The 15,458-nt window shown below is 69.5% G+C and carries 18 protein-coding genes; 5 read left to right on the forward strand and 13 right to left on the reverse strand.

What is annotated here, in order from left to right; all coding sequences use genetic code 11:
- The first annotated feature begins 31 nt into the window (after window positions 1-31).
- Both FQ142_RS04480 and FQ142_RS04485 read left to right on the forward strand, forming a co-directional pair.
- Window positions 32-1,120, forward strand: coding sequence for an alkene reductase (locus tag FQ142_RS04480; RefSeq protein ID WP_149422395.1), 1,089 nt, complete (start codon window positions 32-34; stop codon window positions 1,118-1,120).
- A gap of 66 nt (window positions 1,121-1,186) precedes the next feature.
- On the forward strand, window positions 1,187-1,822 hold the full coding sequence (locus FQ142_RS04485; protein WP_149422396.1) for a DUF1684 domain-containing protein: 636 nt from the start codon (window positions 1,187-1,189) through the stop codon (window positions 1,820-1,822).
- A gap of 9 nt (window positions 1,823-1,831) precedes the next feature.
- Here the strand turns inward: FQ142_RS04485 and FQ142_RS04490 are convergent, their stop codons facing one another.
- On the reverse strand, window positions 1,832-3,232 hold the full coding sequence (locus tag FQ142_RS04490) for a threonine/serine exporter ThrE family protein (protein WP_149422397.1): 1,401 nt from the start codon (window positions 3,230-3,232) through the stop codon (window positions 1,832-1,834).
- A gap of 73 nt (window positions 3,233-3,305) precedes the next feature.
- Window positions 3,306-3,650, reverse strand: a complete 345-nt coding sequence (locus FQ142_RS04495; RefSeq protein WP_056415709.1) for a hypothetical protein — start codon at window positions 3,648-3,650, stop codon at window positions 3,306-3,308.
- A gap of 230 nt (window positions 3,651-3,880) precedes the next feature.
- Between FQ142_RS04495 and FQ142_RS04500 the strand changes: the two genes are divergently transcribed.
- Window positions 3,881-5,065, forward strand: coding sequence for a zinc-dependent alcohol dehydrogenase (locus FQ142_RS04500; RefSeq protein ID WP_149422398.1), 1,185 nt, complete (start codon window positions 3,881-3,883; stop codon window positions 5,063-5,065).
- A gap of 3 nt (window positions 5,066-5,068) precedes the next feature.
- Here FQ142_RS04500 and FQ142_RS04505 read toward each other — a convergent pair whose 3' ends face one another.
- Both FQ142_RS04505 and FQ142_RS04510 read right to left on the reverse strand, forming a co-directional pair.
- The gene (locus tag FQ142_RS04505) at window positions 5,069-5,887 is read right to left on the reverse strand and encodes a CPBP family intramembrane glutamic endopeptidase (RefSeq protein ID WP_149422399.1); all 819 of its coding nucleotides are present in this window, start codon (window positions 5,885-5,887) and stop codon (window positions 5,069-5,071) included.
- Window positions 5,888-6,022: 135 nt separating this feature from the next.
- Window positions 6,023-6,460, reverse strand: a complete 438-nt coding sequence (locus tag FQ142_RS04510) for an SRPBCC family protein (RefSeq protein WP_149422400.1) — start codon at window positions 6,458-6,460, stop codon at window positions 6,023-6,025.
- Window positions 6,461-6,686: 226 nt separating this feature from the next.
- On the opposite strand from FQ142_RS04510, the gene FQ142_RS04515 reads away from it, so the two are divergent.
- Window positions 6,687-7,982, forward strand: coding sequence for a hypothetical protein (locus tag FQ142_RS04515; protein ID WP_149422401.1), 1,296 nt, complete (start codon window positions 6,687-6,689; stop codon window positions 7,980-7,982).
- Window positions 7,983-8,332: 350 nt separating this feature from the next.
- Here FQ142_RS04515 and FQ142_RS04520 read toward each other — a convergent pair whose 3' ends face one another.
- The 8 genes from FQ142_RS04520 to FQ142_RS04555 all read right to left on the reverse strand — a co-directional run bounded on the left by FQ142_RS04520 (window position 8,333) and on the right by FQ142_RS04555 (window position 14,274).
- Complete coding sequence (locus tag FQ142_RS04520) at window positions 8,333-8,890, reverse strand: hypothetical protein (protein ID WP_149422402.1); 558 nt, start codon at window positions 8,888-8,890, stop codon at window positions 8,333-8,335.
- Window positions 8,887-9,585, reverse strand: coding sequence for a DUF4352 domain-containing protein (locus FQ142_RS04525; protein WP_149422403.1), 699 nt, complete (start codon window positions 9,583-9,585; stop codon window positions 8,887-8,889). Before FQ142_RS04525 ends, FQ142_RS04520 begins: the two co-directional genes overlap by 4 nt.
- 36 nt (window positions 9,586-9,621) lie before the next feature.
- Window positions 9,622-10,425 carry an endo alpha-1,4 polygalactosaminidase gene (locus FQ142_RS04530; RefSeq protein WP_262492052.1) on the reverse strand — a complete coding sequence of 268 codons (804 nt, stop codon included), beginning with the start codon at window positions 10,423-10,425 and terminating at the stop codon, window positions 9,622-9,624.
- Window positions 10,426-10,430: 5 nt separating this feature from the next.
- Window positions 10,431-11,126, reverse strand: a complete 696-nt coding sequence (locus tag FQ142_RS04535; RefSeq protein ID WP_149422405.1) for a DUF899 family protein — start codon at window positions 11,124-11,126, stop codon at window positions 10,431-10,433.
- A 57-nt stretch (window positions 11,127-11,183) separates the two neighbouring features.
- The gene (locus tag FQ142_RS04540) at window positions 11,184-12,590 is read right to left on the reverse strand and encodes an MFS transporter (RefSeq protein WP_262492053.1); all 1,407 of its coding nucleotides are present in this window, start codon (window positions 12,588-12,590) and stop codon (window positions 11,184-11,186) included.
- Between the two features lie 64 nt (window positions 12,591-12,654).
- Window positions 12,655-13,725: a YbdK family carboxylate-amine ligase gene (locus tag FQ142_RS04545; protein WP_149422406.1), complete on the reverse strand. Its 1,071-nt coding sequence runs from the start codon at window positions 13,723-13,725 to the stop codon at window positions 12,655-12,657.
- 10 nt (window positions 13,726-13,735) lie between these two features.
- The gene (locus tag FQ142_RS04550; protein ID WP_056415735.1) at window positions 13,736-14,002 is read right to left on the reverse strand and encodes a Rho termination factor N-terminal domain-containing protein; all 267 of its coding nucleotides are present in this window, start codon (window positions 14,000-14,002) and stop codon (window positions 13,736-13,738) included.
- A 65-nt stretch (window positions 14,003-14,067) separates the two neighbouring features.
- Window positions 14,068-14,274 (reverse strand): CsbD family protein, encoded by a 207-nt coding sequence (locus FQ142_RS04555; RefSeq protein ID WP_149422407.1) that lies wholly within the window; start codon window positions 14,272-14,274, stop codon window positions 14,068-14,070.
- A gap of 251 nt (window positions 14,275-14,525) precedes the next feature.
- On the opposite strand from FQ142_RS04555, the gene FQ142_RS04560 reads away from it, so the two are divergent.
- Window positions 14,526-14,882: a hypothetical protein gene (locus FQ142_RS04560; RefSeq protein WP_262492054.1), complete on the forward strand. Its 357-nt coding sequence runs from the start codon at window positions 14,526-14,528 to the stop codon at window positions 14,880-14,882.
- 19 nt (window positions 14,883-14,901) lie between these two features.
- Here the strand turns inward: FQ142_RS04560 and FQ142_RS04565 are convergent, their stop codons facing one another.
- Entirely contained in the window at window positions 14,902-15,249 is a 348-nt protein-coding gene (locus tag FQ142_RS04565) for a hypothetical protein (protein ID WP_188042306.1), read from the reverse strand.
- Window positions 15,250-15,458: the final 209 nt, after the last annotated feature.

Consider the following 15,458-nt stretch of genomic DNA (forward strand, 5'->3'; position numbering starts at 1 on the left):
ACGCGACGAGCGACGCGACTTGACCCTCACTGTGAGTCTTTACGAGCCCGCCGTCTTCGGCGCCCTTCCGCTGTCCAACCGCGTCGTCATGGCGCCGCTGACCCGCACCCGTGCGGACGATGACGGCGTGCCCACCGAGACGATGGTGGAGTACTACCGTCAGCGCGCGGGGCAGGGTCTCATCCTCACCGAGGGCACGTGGCCCGCGGCCGAGGGCAAGTCGTACCCCGGACAGCCCGGCATCGTGACGCCCGCGCAGATCGAGGGCTGGCGTCGCATCGCCGACGCCGTGCACGAAGAGGGCGGCACGATCGTGATGCAGCTCATGCACGGCGGTCGCGTCTCGCACCCGGCGATCTCCGGAGAGCCCCGCGTGGTCGCGCCGAGCGCTCTCGCCGCTCCCGGTCAGACGCACACGCCCGAGGGCAAGGTCGACATGCCGGTCGCGCACGCTCTGACCCTCGACGAGATCCCCGAGGTGATCGAGCAGTTCGTGCAGGCCGCCCGCAACGCGATCGCCGCCGGTCTCGACGGCGTCGAGGTGCACGGCGCCAACGGCTACCTGGTGCAGGAGTTCCTCTCGCCCGTGTCGAACGTCCGCGACGACCGGTACGGCGGGTCTCCCGAGAACCGTGCGCGGTTCGCGATCGAGGTCACGACCGCGGTCGCCGAGGCCGTCGGCGGCGACCGGACCGGCATCCGCCTGTCGCCGCAGCACAACATCCAGGGCGTCCTCGAGGAGGACGACGCCGATGCGCTCGCGACCTACCTCGCCGTCGCCGACGGGCTCCGCCCGCTGGGCCTCGCCTTCGTCGACATCCTGAACGCCGCCCCCACGGGCGAGCTCGTCCAGCGCATCCGCCGCGCGCTCGGTGCATCCCTGATCATCAACTCGGGATTCGGGCTCGTCACGACCCGGGAGGAGGCCGAAGGCCTCGTCGCCGACGGATGGGCGGATGCCGTCGCCGTCGGCCGCCCCGTGATCGCCAACCCCGACCTCGTCGAGCGCTGGCGTCAGGGAGCCGAGCTCAACGAGCCGCGCCCCGCGCTGTTCTACGGCCGCACCGGCGAGGGCTACACCGACTACCCTTCGCTCGAGACGGTGCGCACCGGCGCCTGAGCGGAGAACGCCTGTCGGATCCCGAACCTGAGCGATCCGACAGGCCGGGCGCGTAGCCTGAACCCCATGACGCTCATGAAAGCTCGCACCGCCGCCGAGGTCGTCGACTGGCGACGCCGTGTGTTCGCCCTGTACGACGCCGTCCGGCAGGCGGAATCGCCGGAGGAGGCGCACGAGCTCTGGCGCATCGAACGCGACGACCTCATGCTGCATCACCCGGCGACTCCGCTGCGTGCGGGCGACAGGGCCCTGTTCGAAGGGCTGCCCATCGCCTCGTACGATCCGCAGTGGCGTTTCGAGCTGCCGATCCTGCCCGCCGATCCCGGCGGCTTCGACTTCGCGACCGGAACCGACGGCGTCGTGCCGTTCGAGCGCATCGGCAGGGTGGAGATCCCCGACACCGGCTCTCTCGACATCTGGCGCCTGACGACTTATGGGGGGGGATTGTTCATCCCGGTGCGCGACGCGCTGGCCGGACGCCCCGGCGGCACTTACGGGGGCGGCCGCTACCTGATCGACACGATCAAGGGCGCAGACCTCGGATCGGATGCCGAGCGCGGCACGATCGTCCTCGATTTCAACTTCGCCTACAACCCGTCGTGCGCCTATGATCCGGCATGGGCCTGCCCTCTGGCGCAGCCGGGCAACGTGCTGCCGGTGGCGGTTCCGGTGGGCGAGATGTACGCCGGCACCGCCGACTGACCGCCCGGGTCAGCGCCGGACGCGCGCCCGCGTCTTCGCGACGCTGCTGAGCGTGGCCCGGACCGGCGTGCCCAGGTAGAGGCCGAGCGAGGCGCCGGAGGCGAGCCCGATCCCGATCACGGCGGCGCCGATCAGCGATCCGCCGGTACCGACCACGCCGCTCTGCGTCCCCACGGCGTGCACCATCTCGAGCAGCCCCTGGAACACCGCGACACCGGGCACCAGGGGGACGATGGCGGCGGTCGTGACGGCGACCGACGGCACATGCAGGTTGCGGGCGATGAGCATGCCGATGAAGCTCGAGGCCAGCGCGCCGATCGCGCTCGCCGCGGCCGGATGCAGGTTGAGACCGGTCATCGCCGTGTAGCCGGCGATGGTGACGGCGCTCAGCAGCGCGCTGACGAGGATGATCCTGAGGCCGGCGCCGTTGAAGACCGCGACGGCGATCGCCACGATGATCGCGCCCGCGAACTGGTTCACCAGCGGCCCGAAGGGGGCGGGATCATCGGGGAGTCCCATGGTGAAGCCGAACACCTTGCCGAGCTCGAGTCCGACGAGGATGCCGATCACCACGCCGAGCGTCTGCATCGTGAGATCGAGGATGCGTCCGCCTGCGGTCAGCGCGAAGCCGTCGATCGCGTCCTGCGCGGCGCCGACCACGGTGAGCCCGGCGAGCATGAGCACGATTCCGGACGCCACGATGATCGAGGGGCGGATGCCGACGAACGGCTCGATCCCGGCCGCGCCGAGCGCCGACACCGCCACGGCGACGATCGTGGTCACGAATCCACCGGCGATCTGGCTGAAGAAGAGGGGGACCCTGATGCGGGCGAGGCCGGCCTGGGTCAGTGCGGCGCCGAGAGCGGCCACGAAGGTGAGCCCGACAACGATCGGCGATGCTCCCAGCATGATGCTGACGCCGACGGCCAGCAGCGCCCTGGCCACGATCACCACCGGCTGCTGGTAGCGGAAGGGGAGCCGGCGCAGCGCCTTGAAGGCGATGCGAGCGGATTCGAGGTCGAGCCCGTCGTCGATGTCGGCGACGAGTGCCTGCACCCGCTGCAGCTTCGCATGATCCGGGGCGGCGACGCGCACGACGCGGACGAGGGTCTCAGGCCAGACCTCGCCGCTCAGGTGGAACGAGACGGTGATCGAGTTGTAGGTGACGTCGACCTGCACGTCGCGCATGCCGTACGCCGCGCAGATGCGGGTGATGGCGAGGGTCACCTCGTGCGCTGACGCGCCCACTCCGAACATCGATTCACCGATGCGGGTGGCGAGATCGAGGACCCGCGGCACCGTGCGCTCGTCGATGACGGGCATGGCCTCGGTGAGGGCCACAGCCGACGGATCGGTGTGCAGGACTCTGCGCACGGAGGCGAGCAGTCGCCGTGGGGGATTCTGGGCCATAGCCTCATTCTCCCGCCTCGGAGACGCGTGTTCCGGCGACCCGCAGGACTGCGAGCGGATCGTCGGGACGACGTCAGGCGAAGGCCGGGGTCGGTGCCTTCTGGACCGGCGCGGAGGCGGGCTCCGAAGGCTCCGGGACCAGGTAGAGGCCGCTGGGGGCGTTCGCGGTGAACGCGAGAGCCTCGATCCAGTTGCGGTTGATCGAGGGCTGCCTGCTGCCGCTGTACTTGAACACGAGCGAGCTGCCGGCATGCACCCATACGGTCGTGCGTCCGCCGCCCACGCTCATGTCCTCGCGCCAGGTGAACGAGAACGGCTCACCGCGACGCAGCTTGGTGGTGATGACCAGCTGCAGGTGCGTCAGCGCCCGGTCCTCGATCTCCGCCTTGACGCTTCCTTCATAGACGAGCTTGCCCATCGTGATCTCCTCAGTTCGCCACGGAACCCGTGCCACGCGGTGCAATCAGGATGATCACTGGCGGTATTCCAGCTTCCCACAGATACCCACCCCTCGGGCTGCGATCTCTCTCAGGATCAGTGCGCATGGCGTGATGTCGGCATCCGGGTCGAGCGTCTGTCAACCCTCTGTGCCGATCCGCCGGCGGGTGTGGAGTCTGGAAGACCGGTGAACGACGAGGAGGACGCACGATGAAGGCACTCACCTGGCAGGGCACCCGCTCCGTGGCGGTCGAGGAGGTGCCGGATCCCGTGATCGAGCATCCGACGGATGCGATCGTGCGGATCACCTCCTCGGCGATCTGCGGCTCGGATCTGCACCTGTACGAACTCCTCGGGCCGTTCCTCGACCGGGGCGACATCCTCGGTCACGAGCCCATGGGCGTCGTGGTGGAAGTCGGCGGCGCGGTGAAGGACCTGGCCGTCGGAGACCGTGTCGTCGTGCCGTTCACCATCTCCTGCGGGCACTGCTTCTTCTGCCTGCGCGGCCTGCAGTCGCAGTGCGAGACGACCCAGGTGAAGGAGTACGGCAGCGGAGCCTCGCTCTTCGGCTACACCAAGCTCTACGGGCAGGTGCCCGGTGGACAGGCGGAGTACCTGCGCGTGCCGCTCGCGGACTACAACCACATCAAGGTCGCCTCCGACCTCCCCGATGAGCGCTACCTGTTCCTCAGTGACATCCTGCCGACGGCGTGGCAGGGCGTGGAGTACGCGGAGGTCCCCGAGGGGGGCACTCTCGCCGTGATGGGTCTGGGGCCGGTCGGCCAGTTCGTGGCGCGGATCGGCGCGCACCGCGGATACCGTGTGCTCGCCGTCGACCCGGTCGCCGAGCGGCGCGATATGGCCGCACGCCACGGCGCCGAGGTCTTCGACCTCACCGACGACATCGTCGAGCAGCTGAGGGACCTCACAGGCGGGCGAGGTGCGGATGCCGCCGTCGACGCCGTCGGCATGGAGGCTCACGGAAACCCTGGCGTCTCGCTCGTGCAGAAGGCGGTGGGCCTGCTCCCCGATGCGGCGGCCCGGCAGGTCTTCGACAAGGCGGGCATCGATCGCCTCGCCGCGCTGTATTCGTCGATCGACGTCGTACGACGCGGAGGGACGGTGTCTCTGAGCGGCGTGTATGCGGGAGATGCCGACATCCTGCCGATGAAGACCATGTTCGACAAGCAGATCAGCCTGCGCATGGGGCAGTGCAACGTGAAGCGCTGGATCGACGACCTGATGCCCCTGGTCGAGGACCTCGCGGATCCGCTGGGCGTGATGGACCTCACCACCCACACCGCGCCGCTCGAGGACGCACCGAAGCTGTACGAGACATTCCAGCGCAAGGAGGACGGCTGCATCAAGGTGGTGCTGCAGCCCTCCGCGGTGTGACGGTCAGGCGGCCCCGTACGACGGGGTCGCCTGATCCCGTCCCACCCGCCCGCGGATGAAGAACAGTGCGATGAGCCCGACGACGATCACCGCGGGATTCCCGATGCCCGCGAGCGAGCTCAGGGCTCCTTCCACCGGGTAGGCGGTGTGCAGGAAGATGCTGGGGTCCGTGCTCGCGTGCAGCAGGATCGGCGCGATGATCGTTCCCGTCACCCGCATCGCGAGGTACATGCAGACACCGAAGGCGAACGTGTAGACGAGCTGGAACAGTGTCGCGGGCAGCGACTGGCCCGTGAGGAGGTTGCCGGCGTGCAGCGCCGCGAACAGCGCCGACGAGATCAGTGCCACGACGATCTCGCGCTGCCCGGCCCGGCGGAGCAGCGTGACCACGAGCCCCCGGGTGAGCACCTCCTCGGCGAAGCCGATGAAGAGTCCTGTGAGCAGCCAGGTCGCGACGACCTGTGTCCCCGCGGCGCCGTAGTCGACCGAGAGCAGATGCAGCACGTTGAACAGGAGCACCACGGCGACAGCGATCCACATCCAGCCGCGCCCGCGGATCGGCTGCGGACGGAAGAGCTGATGCAGCCAGCCGACCGACGCGGCGAAGCCGATCAGGAGCAGACATCCGACCAGGATCGGCGCGGCGTAGAAGACGAGGATGCCCGCTGCGCTGCTCGGATCGTCGATCTGCGTCGCGAGCGGAGTCAGCAGCAGCGAGAGGCCGTTGTAGAGGACGAAGTACACGACGACCAGCACCACGGCGCGCCACCAGCCACCGCGGTCCCAGAAGCGGGTCCAGCCCGACCGTGTCGCTTCGCTCATGGATCTCCCGTCGCATCCGCGACGGTCGCGGCCCCTTCGCACCAATATATGGGTTGGTTCCCTCCGCGCGGCAGAGGCGGATGCCGGTACGGATCACGCGGTGCGGGGCAGGCGGCGTGGGGCAGGCGGTGCGGGTCAGGCGGCGAGACCTTCGGCGAGGTACGCCAGCCGGTGCAGCGTCTCGGAGTTCCGCCAGCGCAGCAGGGGCGTCGTGAGCACGCCCGGCAGCAGCGTGGCGGGTCCGCTCACGGGCTCCTCGTCGATGCGCACCATCGTTCCGTCGCCGTACGAGCGCACGCGCAGGGTGACGCGTGCTTCGCCGATCGGCCAGCCCTTGGCCCGCATCACCATGCGGTGTGGCGGATCCCATTCCTCGACCACGGTCGTGTCGTCGAGGAGCGCCGGCCAGACCCCCACCGAGTGGTGGAGTTCGGCGCCCGGCCGGGGCCAGGTCTCGTCGACGTCGCGCATCCTCGATGCGCCGACGACCCAGGCGGGGTAGAGCCAGCCGTTCCCCAGAATCCGGAACACGTCCTCCGGGGTGCAGCCCATCGTGCGTACGTTCTTCGCCATGTCGACTCCTGTTCTCGGTCACGCGGGCGCGGGTTCTCAGTCACGCGGACGCGGTCCGTCTGCGGCGATCCTCTCTGTATCGTGCGTGCCGGTCACGCCCTTGACCGAGGGGGTTGACGGCCGTGCTGCGTGATGCACCGAGGGAACAGGCGCCCTGCGATGCGTGCCCGTTCCCTCGGTGGGCCTCCGCCACAGGCCGGGCGCGTGACCGGCTACGGTAGGGCACATGTCGCAGGCCTTCCGGATCTTCGCGCGCATCGTCGCCGGGCACTGGCCCGCGCTCATGGCGTGGTACCTCGGGGGAGAGGCTCTGCACCGGGTGCTCATCGAGCTCGCGGGTTTCGTCGGCGGCCACACCAGTCTCGGCGGGCTGCTGCTGCTGCCGCTCGCGGTCGCCGCTCGACTCGTCTCGTACGTCGCGATGTACCTGACGGTGCGGCCGTCGCTGCCGCACGGCCGCAGGGAGGACGCCGGAGGCATCCGCGAGTTCGCCTCCGCCATGCTGGCCGCGATCCTGCCCTTCTTCGCGTTCTACACGGCGTGGGGCCTGCTCGACGCCGACCAGATCGAGTTCTTCCAGATCGCGAATTCGGTCGCGGTCGCGGGTGTCGGATACGATCCCGCTCAGCTCGGCGACCGAGGCGGCCTGATCGCGGTCGGCGTCCTGCCGCTTGCCGTGCTTCTCGTCGCCTTCGTTGCGCGTCTGCTCTTCGCCCGCTACGCCGCACGGTTGCCACGCTGGACGATCATCCTCGCGACGTACGCCGAGGCGCTGTGGACGTTCATGCTGTTCATGTTCGTCGCCCGCTGGTGGGCGGGGGTGCTCGACTGGTTCTCCCAGCGAGAGGCGGTCGGCTGGGTGCAGGGAGTCGGCGACTGGTTCGCCGTCAATCTCGCCCCGGTCGCGATCGTGTGGGAGGGAGCGGCCTGGGTCGTCGGCATCCTGGTCGCGGCCCTCATCGTGCCTGCGGCCTGGCTGACGGTCGCAGGCGTGATCTTCGGCACCACCTTCGATTCCACCCCCTCTCTCGGGCGCTGGGGGGGAGCGGCGGCGCGAGGCGCGGCGCGGAGCGCGGCGATGAGCGTCGCGCGCACCCTGGTGATGCGCCTGGAAGGGCTGTGGGCCGCAGTCACCGTGATCTGGCGAGGAGGACCGCTGCTCTACGGCGCCTACGCGCTCGCCTACGCGGCCTGGGCGCTCGCCGAGCAGGCGGGGACCCGCGCCGTATTTCAGCTGATCGGCGGCCACGAGGCATCGTTCTGGGCCGGACTCTTCCCCCTGGTCACTGTGGCGGTCGCTGCAGTGACCGAGCCGCTCAGGGTCGCGATCGTCGTGACGGCATACGACGGGGTGCTCGGGCGACCTCAGTCAGAACTCGACACCAGGCCCTCAGGGATCGATGTAGAACCGGGCCAGATCGTCGTCGCTGCCCTCGATGTCGAGCCGGAACGGCCCGTCGGCGTCGTCGGGAAGCAGGAAGACGAGCAGGATGCGGTACGCATCCGTCTCGACGGTGCATGAGCTCTCTCCGTCATCGGACGAGACCTCGAGGCCCTTTCGCGAGCTGATCCAGGTGCGCGATGAGTCCGGCTCGGTGAGTGTCGACCGGCCGCAGAGCGAGGCGTCGAAACCTCCGCTCGACGACAACCGCACGCTGAGCGTGCGCGAGCCCGACGGAGCCTCGAACTCGCGCCACTCGGTGGCGCCGAGTGTCAGGGTCTGCCCGGCGATGTCGACGCTCGTGTCGGCCTCGACGACCCGGTCGGTCGGACGCGCGCTCGGCAGGATGTCGAGCCAGATCGTGACCGCGACCATCGCGACAGCGGCGACGACGAGCGCGATCAGCGCCGTGCGTTGCCTGCGCCACCAGCTCACGGAGTGCTCCATGCGGGGGCCTCGATGTCGAGGGTCGGAACTCGTGGCAGGTCGTCCAGAGCGAGGGATATGGCGATGAGGTCGTCGAGCTCGGCGGTGTAATACGAGGTGGTCAGGCGCAGCTCCGCGGTTCCCGCGACGACGTCGGGAGGCAGCTCGAACGCCAGCATGCCCTCGGTGTCCGTGCCGACCCGCAGCGGTGCACCCTTGAGAGTCGTCGCGACCCGTTCGCTGGAGTGGAACACGCGGTCGCCGATCGCCAGCGCCGCCAGCTGGATCGCGGCATCCGCCTCGGTGGTGGGTGCAGAGGCGGTGACCCTCACCACGAGCCAGTTGCCCTCTGCGCTCCAGTGGGAGGTGGGAACGGCGACCTCATCGGCGAAGGTCGCGTCGGACGCCGTCGCGATCAGAGAGCGCGACTGCACGGCGTCGCCGACCGCCCCACGCAGCAGAAGGGGGCCGATCACCGCGTCGTCGCCGGGGGTGACGGCGGTGAGCGCTCCGGCGCCGAGCAGCAGCACGCCGCCCAGGATCCAGGGGCGGGCGCGCTTCATCGCGCATCCTCCGCGGCGACGGTGATGCGCGCGCCGACTTCTGCGGCGCGCCAGCTGACCGCAGTCGACGAGATCAGCACTCTCCCGCGACGCACCTCCGCCTCGTGTACGTCGAGCGAGACCTCGCCGTCCGAGAGCGCCTCCTCCGGCACGGTCCAGGCGAAGGTGACCTGACTGGGCACGCCCGGCTGGAGGATCACCTGTCCGGCCGAGCCGTCGGCGCGCCAGACCGACACGGAGGCATCGGTCGCCGTCGCATCCGCCAGATCGAGGAGTGGGCCCGGGATATTGATGATGTTGGTGGCAGTGCGGTCGGCGGTGGTGCCGACGCCGATCGGAGCATCCGTCAGGTTCTCCATGCGCGTGGTCATCACGAGGAGCTTTTCGCCCGGGTCGGCGCTCAGATACTCGGATTCGATCTCCGTGGCGACCTCGGCGCCGAGCACCGTGATCGCGTAGGTCGACATGCGTGCCTCGTCGCCGACGCCGAGTTCGGGCGGGTGCACGGTGGCCCGGGTGAAACCGCCCGTCACGCCCACCACGAGCAGGACAGCGGTGGCCGTCGCCGCGGCGATCCAGATTCCCCGTGGTACGTCGAGGATCGCCCGACCCCACCGCGCGATGATCGCGCGCGCGGACAGCACGGGCGGGGCGGTGTCATGACCCGCTCCCTCGTGATCCCCCGTCATGCTCACGGGGTCAGCCTACTCACGCCCTTCGCGAGGCGACGATTACGGGCAGGTCTCGAACACGTACCCCTCGACATCCGGAGTGACGAGGTCGCGATCGCGCAGCACCATCGAGGCGGGGGACTCGGGATCGGCGCACATCTCGTCGAACGACCGCGGGAGCTCGTCGCTGTACTCGATGTCGATCACGGCATCGCCGTAGACGGCGGCGTAGACGCCGCATTCCTCGTAGACCGCGCACTCTTCGACCACGGCGAAGTCGAACCCGGCGCGCTCGTGCAGGACCACCGCATCCTCCGCCGCGTTCTTCTGCCCTGCCGCGAGCCCCGAGGCGTGGGCGACGTCGACGAGCAGGGTGGCGAGGGCGAAGTTGTCGTCGAGAGTGAGCGCGTCATGAGATCGCGTGTACGAGTCGAGGTTGTCGAACTCGACCGCGTCGAAGCCCGACGTCGCACACCCCTCGATCCAGGCCCCGACGGTCTCGGCGATGCGCTGACGCCGATCGTCCGTCGACGTGTCGAGCAGAGCCTCATCCGGCCAGTCCGGATCGAACACCGGCTCGCCGCCGCGCTGCAGCACCAGGTCCCTCGGCCAGGACTCGAGCTCACCGGGCTGCGTCTGGAACCCGTTGACGTAGCAGACCGAGTACAGTCCATCCGCCGGTTCGTCCGACCGATCGCGGCCCACGATGCCGACGCCGTCTGCCGGCTCGTAGCCGCCGCCGAGCTGGTAGTCGGGGGTGGCGCCCGCCGGCGGGAGAGCGGCATCCGGTGCCGCCGGTGGCGCGGCCGCCGCGCACCCGGCGAGAGCGAGGGCGAGCAGGGCCGCGGCCACCGCGGCCGCCACGCGCCTCAGTTGCCGGCCCCGTACAGTGCGGCGATCTCTTTCGAACCCATCCCCTGATCGTACGTGCCGTGCTGTGGCCATCCGGCGGGCGAGTCCTCCCACTCCTCCTGGCGGCCGTAGGGGAGGAGGTCCACCAGGCCGTGCAGGTGGCTGAGCCGCTCGGTGCCGCGGCCGTTCGTGTGCCACGTGCGGTACACGGTGTCACCGTCGCGCAGCAGGACGTTCACCGCGAAGCCCTCGTTCGGCCCGGCATCCATGTCCGCGCCGAAGGTGCTGTCGGCGCTCGAGTACCAGTCCATCCGGTTGCCGACCCGGTCGCGATACGCCAGAGCCTCGTCGATCGGTCCGTTCGTCACGATCACGAAGCGCGCGTCGTAGTACCGCTCGAGCACGTCGAGCCGTGTGAACTGCGAGGTGAAGCCGGTGCAGCCGGGGCACTGCCACTCGTTGCCGTCGGACCACATGTGGTTGTACACGATGAGCTGCGGATGCTCGCCGAAGATCTCGGCGAGACCCACCGGCCCGTCGGCGCCGACGAGCGTGTACGGCGCAAGCTGCACCATCGGCAGACGACGCCGCTGCGCGGCGATCGCGTCGAGTTCACGGGTCGCCGCCTTCTCGCGCACACGCAGTGCCTCGAGATCGCGACGCCACGTCTCGGCATCGACGATGGGCGGAAGGGGAGACGGGGTGCTGCTCACGAGGGACCTCCGGATGCTCGGGCGGTGAACTCAGTCTGCGCCCGGCCACCGACACGGTCAACCGATGGGCGTCGGGGCTCCGTCGACCGTCTCGGCGGGCGCGTCTTCGGCCGGGTTGCGACGGATGCCGATCCACGACACCACGCCACCGAGCACGAGCAGGCTCGCGGTGACCAGAGCGGCGTTGTGGAAGCCTGCGAGATCGAGGGTGCCGCCGATGATCGTCGACAGCATCGCCACGACGAGCAGGCCCGCGACACGGGACACGGCGTTGTTGACGGCGGATGCGATGCCGGAGCGCGACTCGTCGATGGCCCCGAGGATCGCCGAGGTGAGCGGCGCGACCGTCAGAGACAGACCGAGTCCCATCACGATCATGGCCGGCAGCACCTGCCACCAGTAGTCGAAGCTCTCGGCGACCGTCAGCAGAAGCAGCGCACCTGCGGCCATGACGATCGGTCCGACCGTCATGAAGATGCGGGGCCCGAACCTGCCCGCCCACGATCCGGCGCGTGAGCTGAGGAGGATCATCAGGATCGTCAGCGGCAGGCTGGCGAGCCCCGCGGCGGTGGCGGTGAGCCCCGCACCCTGCTGCAGGTAGACGCCGACCACGAAGCCGTTGAGCGAGAGGGCGGCGTACACGAACAGGGTCGCCACATTGCCCCAGGCGAAGTCGCGCACGCGGAATAGCGAGAGCGGCATGAGGGGAGCGGTCGAACGCTGCTGGCGCACCAGGAACCACGCGAACAGGGCCGCCCCCGTGAGGCCGGGCACCCAGATCGCGGGGGACTGCCAGCCAAGGTTCGGCTGCTCGATCAGCGCGAATACGACCGCGCCGAGGCCGATCGCGCACAGGGCTCCACTGAGCCAGTCGACCTTCACGCCGCTCGGCTTCTCGGCGAGCTTCAGACGCGACAGCAGCACCAGCGTGACGGCGATCGGGAGCACGTTGATGAGGAACACGAACCGCCAGGACAGGAAGTCGACGAACAGTCCGCCCAGCAGCGGGCCGACCAGCTGAGCGCCGGTCGTGAATGCCGTCCAGGTGCCGATCGCGCGTGACTGCACGTCGGCGCGCATGGTCGCCGTGATCAGGGCCAGTGAACTCGGCACCAGCAGAGCCCCGGCCGCTCCCTGCGCAGCCCTGGCGATGATCAGGATGAGCGGATCGGGCGCTGCGGCCACCGCGACCGACGCGACGCCGAACGCGATCAACCCGATGCGCATCACGAGCACCCGGCCATAGGCGTCGGACAGCGACCCCGCGAGGAGGATCAGGGCGCTGAGGGTGATCAGGTACGCGTCGACCACCCACTGCTGGGTCGTGATGCCGCCGCCGAGCTCCCTGCTGATCGCGGGCAGCGCGACGGTCACCACCGTCCCGTCGAGGAACGTCACGAACGAGGCGAGCACGGCGACCGAGATCACCAGACGTTGGAGCGGGGCGAAGCGGGAGGTGGCCACAGCCAGACACTACTCCCGCCCGGGGACGGCCGGGGCGGCCGGGGCGGTGCCGCCGACGCGCGCGTCAGAGCGTCGCGGTGCCCTCGAGGTAGAGGTCGCGCAGCCCGGCGGTGCCGTTCTCGGCGTAGGCCCGCAGCTGCCGCTGCGCTCCGGTGCCGTCCGTCGCGATGCGCGCGAGCCCCTCGGCGACGAGATCGGCGTCACCCAGTCGATCGAGGGTCGGGGTGAGACGGTCGAGCAGGCCCGCACTGATGCGTCGGGCAGAGGCGACCTCGCCGGTGAGCGGATCGACGAGTCGTGCGTCCGGCCCGAATCGTGCGGCCGTCCACAGCGACGCGTCGATCACGTCGAGCGGCATCGGCGCCGCTGCGTCGAAGGCGTCGCTGGTCATGATGCCGCGACACAGGGCGGCGGCGAGAAGGGTGTCTTCAGAATCGAGCTGCGCGTCGAACACCCGCACCTCGACCGTCGGGAAGCGCTCCGACAGCCGCACCGTCCAGGACAGCGAGCTCGCATCCGCGATCGCCCCCATCGAGACGAGCTGATCGATGCGGGTGCGGTAGTCGTCGAGGTCCTCGAAGTGCGGAGGGCTCCACGACGAGGGCAGCCGGTGGATCAGGATGCTGCGCCAGCTGGCGAATCCGGAGTCGCGGCCGTGGGTGAAGGGGGAATTGCCGGTCAGCGCGAGCAAGGTGGGCAGCCAGGCGCGGATGCGGTTGAGCACGCGTACGCGCTCCTCGTCGCCGTCGACCTCGACGTGCACGTGCACCCCGTTCACCTCGTGCTCGCGCGTGATCTCACCCAGCTGCGCCGAGACGGCGTCGTAGTGGGGGGAGGACGAGACCACGAAGCGGTTGGGGGAGATGAACGGCGTGCCGGAGCAGGCGACGATGGCGCCGTGCATCTGGGCCGCGCGTCCCAGACGACTGCGCGTGCGCCGCAGATCCGCCCTGGCCTGCTCGGTGGTGATGACGGGCGCGGTGGCCGACTCGAGCTGGCACGTGAGGTACTCCGCGGTGAGGCCGGGACCGACGTCTCGCAGGATCTCGTCGCGCGCCTCGACGCTCATGCCCGAGGGGACGAGGGTCTGCTCATCGAGCAGTACGAACTCCTCTTCGATGCCGAATCGGGCCACGGGGGTGAACCTAGTGGTCCCTGAGCGTGGAGATCAGCTTCTCTTTGCGCATGCGGCTGTAGCCCGACAGGCCCAGCTCCTTGGCGCGGGCCCGCAACTCCGAGACCGTCCAGTCCTCGTAGTCGCCATGCTCTCCGCCGCGTCTGCCGACCGCGCTGCGGCCGTCCCTCGCCGCCGCATTCGAGATGCGCGCGGCCTTCTCCTTCGAGGCACCGTCGTCTCGGAGCTCCTCGTAGAGCTCCGGATCCTTGAGCGAACTGTTCCTGCGTCCGGGCATGACCTCTACTCCTCTCTCGTCGGCGGGACTGCACCGGCGGGCTCGCGCCCGCCGGTGGGGGACACTCAGTCCTTGAGACCGTCCCGAAGGTTCTCGCCGGCGTTGTGCGCGGCATCCTTCACGTTCTCGCCGGCCTGCTTGGCCGACGCCTTGGTCTGGTCGGCGCGGCCTTCGGCCTCGAGCTTCTCGTTGTCGGTGACCTTGCCGACGCCCTCTTTGATCTTGCCGCCGACCTTCTCGGCCGAGTTCTTGATGTCGTCTGCTCCGCTCATGGCGTGCCGTCCTCTCATCTGTCGATCACTGTCCGACCAACCTCGCACGGGCCACGGATGCTGCACACGGGATTGACAACGAGCGCGGCTCGTGAGAGCCGCGGATCGACCGTCGACGTGGACGTCCGGGCGGACTAGCCTGGCCCTCAGGCGGGTGGCCCTGCCCGTTCTCACCCCGGCTGCGGCCGACGACGGAGGCGGTACAGATGGACTCGATGATGATGGGCGCCATGACGCAGAGCATGAAGTCGATGCCCGACATGGCGGCGATGGACATGTCCGTCCTGCAGGCGTGCATGGACGCCTGCGCGGCATGCGAGCAGGCGTGCACCGTGTGCTCGACGCAGATGATGGACTGCAGCTCTGCGTGCATGAACTGCGCCGACATGGCGGGCACCATGATGAGGTCGATGCTGCGGATGCAGGGGATGACCCCCGCGTCGATGATGGCGATGCTCGACGCCTGCATCGCGATGTGCCAGACGTGCATGGACGAGTGCATGCAGCACGCGGATCACAGCGACGTCTGCCGGATGTGCGCTCAGGCCTGCAAGGACTGCATGGATGCCTGCATGGCAGTGAAGGACATGATGATGGCGAGCGCCTGACGCTCGCTCCCCGAACGTCTCAGGCGAGTGCGATGTTGAACTGCGTCCGCCCCACGGACAGGACGCCGTAGCGCACGTGCAGCGCGACCGGGGTGCCGACGGGAGCTTCGAGAGCGGCCCCCGCCGCGCTCCAGATCTCGTGGGCGGTGCCGTCGAGTGTGCGCACGGCGAGGGTTCCCGAGAGCGCGTCGGCGTGCTCCACGACCGCATCGACCCAGTCGCTCGGAGTCGCCGATGCCATGCGGGCCTGGATGAGGTGCAGGGCGTGGCCGTCGGCGAAGGAGGAGCACGCGAAGCCGTGCCGGCACATGCACGCGGAACGCTCACGCACCGAGAGGGGCGGCAGGCTGTTCAGCGGCGTGGACACGGTGGTCTCCTTCGTGAGTGGACGTTCCGGCAAGAGTAGGTCGGTCGCGACACCGAGGGAACCGGGACCGACACGCGGTGAAACAAACGGGCGTAGACTCTCCGGGTGCTGTTGTCGAAGAGTGCTCCCCGGACGCCGGGTAGAGCGCGGAACGGAGCCGTGGGCGCATTCCGCGCCACGGACAGAGGCTGACGATCGGCCGGAGGCGG

Source organism: Microbacterium sp. ANT_H45B (assembly GCF_008369345.1).
Classification (GTDB): domain Bacteria; phylum Actinomycetota; class Actinomycetes; order Actinomycetales; family Microbacteriaceae; genus Microbacterium.

Coding starts and splice junctions, on each gene's coding strand:
- FQ142_RS04500 (WP_149422398.1), top strand. CDS start 3,881: ATGAAGGCACTCACCTGGCAGGGCACCCGCTCCGTGGCGGTCGAGGAG.
- FQ142_RS04485 (WP_149422396.1), top strand. CDS start 1,187: ATGACGCTCATGAAAGCTCGCACCGCCGCCGAGGTCGTCGACTGGCGA.
- FQ142_RS04515 (WP_149422401.1), top strand. CDS start 6,687: ATGTCGCAGGCCTTCCGGATCTTCGCGCGCATCGTCGCCGGGCACTGG.
- FQ142_RS04520 (WP_149422402.1), bottom strand. CDS start 8,890: ATGAAGCGCGCCCGCCCCTGGATCCTGGGCGGCGTGCTGCTGCTCGGC.
- FQ142_RS04555 (WP_149422407.1), bottom strand. CDS start 14,274: ATGAGCGGAGCAGACGACATCAAGAACTCGGCCGAGAAGGTCGGCGGC.
- FQ142_RS04495 (WP_056415709.1), bottom strand. CDS start 3,650: ATGGGCAAGCTCGTCTATGAAGGAAGCGTCAAGGCGGAGATCGAGGAC.
- FQ142_RS04505 (WP_149422399.1), bottom strand. CDS start 5,887: ATGAGCGAAGCGACACGGTCGGGCTGGACCCGCTTCTGGGACCGCGGT.
- FQ142_RS04510 (WP_149422400.1), bottom strand. CDS start 6,460: ATGGCGAAGAACGTACGCACGATGGGCTGCACCCCGGAGGACGTGTTC.
- FQ142_RS04490 (WP_149422397.1), bottom strand. CDS start 3,232: ATGGCCCAGAATCCCCCACGGCGACTGCTCGCCTCCGTGCGCAGAGTC.
- FQ142_RS04550 (WP_056415735.1), bottom strand. CDS start 14,002: ATGCCCGGACGCAGGAACAGTTCGCTCAAGGATCCGGAGCTCTACGAG.
- FQ142_RS04560 (WP_262492054.1), top strand. CDS start 14,526: ATGCCCGACATGGCGGCGATGGACATGTCCGTCCTGCAGGCGTGCATG.